At 43.5% G+C, this 4,048-nt stretch carries 4 protein-coding genes; 1 reads left to right on the top strand and 3 read right to left on the bottom strand.

The window, feature by feature from the left end; genetic code table 11:
• The 3 genes from PSE69_RS19690 to PSE69_RS19680 form a co-directional block, all read right to left on the bottom strand.
• On the bottom strand, positions 1-243 hold a 243-nt coding region (locus tag PSE69_RS19690), incomplete at its 3' end, for a FeoB small GTPase domain-containing protein (RefSeq protein WP_272675342.1).
• Between the two features lie 56 nt (positions 244-299).
• Entirely contained in the window at positions 300-530 is a 231-nt protein-coding gene (gene feoA / locus PSE69_RS19685; protein WP_036942241.1) for a ferrous iron transporter A, read from the bottom strand.
• A 337-nt stretch (positions 531-867) separates the two neighbouring features.
• Complete coding sequence (locus PSE69_RS19680) at positions 868-3,201, bottom strand: Tex family protein (protein WP_014657014.1); 2,334 nt, start codon at positions 3,199-3,201, stop codon at positions 868-870.
• Between the two features lie 158 nt (positions 3,202-3,359).
• Here PSE69_RS19680 and greB point away from each other — a divergent pair, with 158 nt between their 5' ends.
• On the top strand, positions 3,360-3,845 hold the full coding sequence (greB, locus tag PSE69_RS19675; protein ID WP_036942238.1) for a transcription elongation factor GreB: 486 nt from the start codon (positions 3,360-3,362) through the stop codon (positions 3,843-3,845).
• Positions 3,846-4,048 lie beyond the last annotated feature (203 nt).

The following is a 4,048-nucleotide window of genomic DNA, read 5'->3' as shown; positions in this document are numbered from 1 at the left end:
AATAAAATAGCAGGCGATTTGCTCATCGAGAGATGTCTGTTCTGAAATGGTGGTTAGCGAATAAGTACCGGGCAAGTCAACTAATTCAATATGATGCTCAGCCGTATTAAAACGCCCAACTTTCCTTTCGACGGTGACACCAGCCCAGTTACCAACCCGTTGGCGAGAGCCAGTTAATTGGTTAAATAGCGTTGTCTTACCTGCATTTGGATTGCCAATGAGGCCGATGGTTAATGGTTTCATAGTGTTTACCGATAATAAAAATACAAAATAGTAACGTGGTATAACAACACCTGATATTAAGTCGGCGTGGCTTCATCAAGGTTGAGTAAGGCGAGATCTTTTTTTCGTAGTACAAGACTAACTCGATGCGTTTCGATTTGTATTGGGTCTCCTAAAGGAGCAAAACGTACTACTTTAAAAATGGAACCCGGTAATAAACCAAGCGAGAGCAGTTTTTGTCGGTAAGCGGGGCTTATCTGTGGTGAAAAACCGAGTATTTTGTAGCTGTGTTGAGGAAGTAGTGACATATCGCCTTCCATTAGTCATAGGTAATAATACTGATGATTGTTATTAAGAGAGATACAAGTAAAAAGTCAGCATAAACAGAAAAAAATCTAATCAATAATGATAATAATAATCATCAACTATTCGTTATATTTAGCCTCTTTTTTCGTCAAATTTAATTGATGTGGATCAACTAAGCATTGAGTTTGCCGCGCACCAAGGCGAAACCCAATAAATTTATAGAGTAAATTAAAATCGATTAATGTATTTGTTTTGTTAATTATTCACGGGGCGAAATAGCTTGGGCGTGAGTAAAAACCTCTACAATCAAAGAGAAATCGGATTGTAGAGGTTGAGGGATTAGCGTTTTTTACCGAATGCGGCAGCGAGGGCATCACTCATCGCACTGTTTCCAGTGGCGGCTTGGTTTTTCCGTGACATGTCACGTTGTGCAGATTGCGGTTTACGTGAGTTTCTCTCTTGCTGGTCATTATGGCGGCGTGGGGCGCTATTGGTATCGCCGGGTTGTTCATCAAGGCGCATCGATAAGGCGATACGTTTGCGAGGGATATCAACATCCATCACTTTTACTTTAACGATATCACCTGCTTTAACCACTTTATGTGGGTCTTCAACATAGCTGTTAGACAGCGATGAAATATGCACTAAGCCATCTTGATGCACACCAATATCAACGAAAGCGCCGAAATTAGTGACGTTAGTCACCGAACCTTCCAAAATCATGCCTGCGACTAAGTCATTCATGGTTTCAATGCCTTCGGCAAAGGTCGCCGTTTTAAACTCAGGGCGTGGGTCGCGGCCCGGTTTGTCCAGCTCTTTGATAATATCGGTAACAGTAGGAACCCCAAACTGCTCTGTTGTGAAGTCGCGAGGGCTTAAGCTATTTAAAACAGAGGAGTTGCCCATAATCTCTTTAAGGGGCTGGCGAACAGTTTCGAGGATCTTTTCAACAACGGGATAAGCCTCTGGGTGAACGCCAGAAGCATCAAGTGGGTTATCGCCGTTGGTGATCCGTAAGAAGCCCGCACACTGTTCAAAGGCTTTTGGTCCTAAGCGAGTGACTTTTAGAAGCTGTTTTCTATCTGCAAAACGGCCATTCTCATCGCGCCAATTTACCACGTTTTGCGCGATCATTTTGCTTAGACCTGCAACGCGGGTTAGTAAGGCAACAGAAGCGGTATTCAAGTCAACGCCGACAGAGTTTACACAGTCCTCGACCACGGCATCGAGTTTACGAGCCAATTGAGTTTGGCTCACATCGTGTTGATATTGACCAACACCAATCGATTTCGGGTCGATTTTCACTAATTCAGCGAGGGGGTCTTGTAAACGGCGTGCGATAGACACGGCTCCGCGCAGTGACACATCAAGATCAGGGAACTCTTGAGCGGCCAGCTCTGATGCCGAGTAAACGGAGGCCCCCGCTTCACTCACAATCACTTTCTGTGCTGTGACTTCGGGGTACTGTTTTTGCACGTCAGCAAAGAAGCGCTCAGTCTCTCTTGAAGCCGTTCCGTTACCGATAGCGACTAACTCGACTTGGTGTTTTTGACATAAGGCCGCAACGCTAGCCGCCGCTTTAGCCGCTTGACCTGTGTGTGGATAGATAGTATCCGTTGCGATAAGTTTACCTGTCGCATCCACCACCGCGACTTTCACCCCTGTCCGTAGACCCGGATCTAACCCCATAGTCGCTCGCATACCGGCTGGTGCCGCCATCAATAAGTCACTGAGGTTACGCGCAAACACATTGATTGCTTCTTCTTCTGCTTTTTCGCGCAGTGAGCTCATAATCTCAGTTTCGAGATGTAGCAATACTTTGACGCGCCATGTCCAACTAATAACCGCTTTACGCCATTGGTCTGCTGGTGCATTATTCAATCGAACATCAAGGTGACGAGTAATGATCTCTTCACAGTAACTTTCTTTTGGTGGCTCTTCAAATTGCGGGTCACAGTTTAGTGATAACTGTAAAATACCTTCATTACGACCACGGAACATGGCTAATGCGCGATGCGACGGAACGGAAGAAACAGGTTCTTGGTGATCAAAGTAGTCACTAAATTTAGCGCCTTCGGTTTGTTTGCCATCGATAACTTTGGAAACCAAATGGGCATTTTTCAGTAAATAGTCGCGAACTTTAGCTAATAATGCTGCATCTTCGGCGAAACGCTCCATTAAGATATAACGAGCGCCATCGAGAGCCGCTTTCGTATCTGCCACGCCATTTTCGGCATTGACAAAGGATTGAGCGACATCATCGGGGGATTGAGTGGGGTCATTCCACAATGTGTCTGCTAACGGCTCTAGGCCTGCTTCGATAGCAATTTGCCCACGAGTGCGGCGTTTGGGCTTAAAGGGCAAGTAGAGGTCTTCAAGCTCGGTTTTATTTAAGGTGTTATTGATAGCAGCGGCGAGTTCGGGAGTGAGTTTGTCTTGTTCTTCGATTGACTTGAGGATGGTTTGCTTGCGTTCATTTAACTCTCGTAAATAGCCTAAACGGTTCTCTAATTGGCGAAGCTGAGTATCATCAAGGCCTCCTGTGACTTCCTTACGATAACGAGCAATAAAAGGAACCGTATTCCCTTCATCTAACAAGGTGATAGCAGAAAATACCTGTTTCGGTTGAACTTGTAGCTCTCCCGCGATTATTTGGCTTAGAGTTTCATTCATGTCGCTTTTTAATACCTAGTCAAAGAATGGTTAAAAAATTTATGGCACTGTTATACTTGCACAGAAGCAGAATTTCTAGGGTGAACTTTGCTAAAGTTAAAGATTAATTCTGTATATAATTTATAATTATCTAACTTGCTTACTGATTTATGAAGGTTATGGATAAGAGTCTCTTAATCACACGCGAAGGTTGGGATGCGCTAGACAAAGAACTTAAATATCTTTGGAAAGAGGAGCGTCCAAGAGTCACTCAGTCGGTTTCTGAAGCTGCGGCTCAAGGTGATCGTTCAGAAAATGCGGAATATATTTATGGTAAAAAGCGTTTGCGAGAGATTGATCGTCGAGTACGCTTTTTATCTAAAAGATTGGATCAACTAAGAATTGTCGAACCAGACCCACGGCAAGAAGGGCGAGTCTTTTTTGGCGCATGGGTGAAATTAGAAGACGATAATGAAAATATCAGAATATTCCGATTGGTCGGTGCCGATGAGTTTAATCCATCCAAAAATTGGATTTCTATTGATTCTCCAGTTGCTCGCGCGCTAGTTGGTAAGCAGGTTGATGATGAAATTACGGTGAATACACCTGGGGGGCGGGTAACCTATACAGTGTTAGAAATTAGTTATAAACCGCTAGTCCTATAAGGCGTAAAATTATTCATTAAATTTCAAGTTGATGGTAAATTAGGACGTTAACTATCTTATATTTTACTTATACACAAAATAATTCAGGTGATATGCCGTTATTAAGCGCAAGTAAAAATTTATCGTCATGACTATTTTTGTGATTTAGATAGCAGCGCTTTGTAACACCCATACAGCTTGGAGCATGGTGGGTATATTCTTAT

This window comes from Providencia sp. PROV122 (genome assembly GCF_028482365.1).
Lineage (GTDB): Bacteria > Pseudomonadota > Gammaproteobacteria > Enterobacterales > Enterobacteriaceae > Providencia > Providencia stuartii.
Note: the sequence above shows the minus strand (reverse complement) of the source record. Positions and strands in the feature narration are given on the sequence as shown.

Coding starts and splice junctions, on each gene's coding strand:
- feoA (WP_036942241.1), bottom strand. CDS start 530: ATGTCACTACTTCCTCAACACAGCTACAAAATACTCGGTTTTTCACCA.
- PSE69_RS19680 (WP_014657014.1), bottom strand. CDS start 3,201: ATGAATGAAACTCTAAGCCAAATAATCGCGGGAGAGCTACAAGTTCAA.
- greB (WP_036942238.1), top strand. CDS start 3,360: ATGGATAAGAGTCTCTTAATCACACGCGAAGGTTGGGATGCGCTAGAC.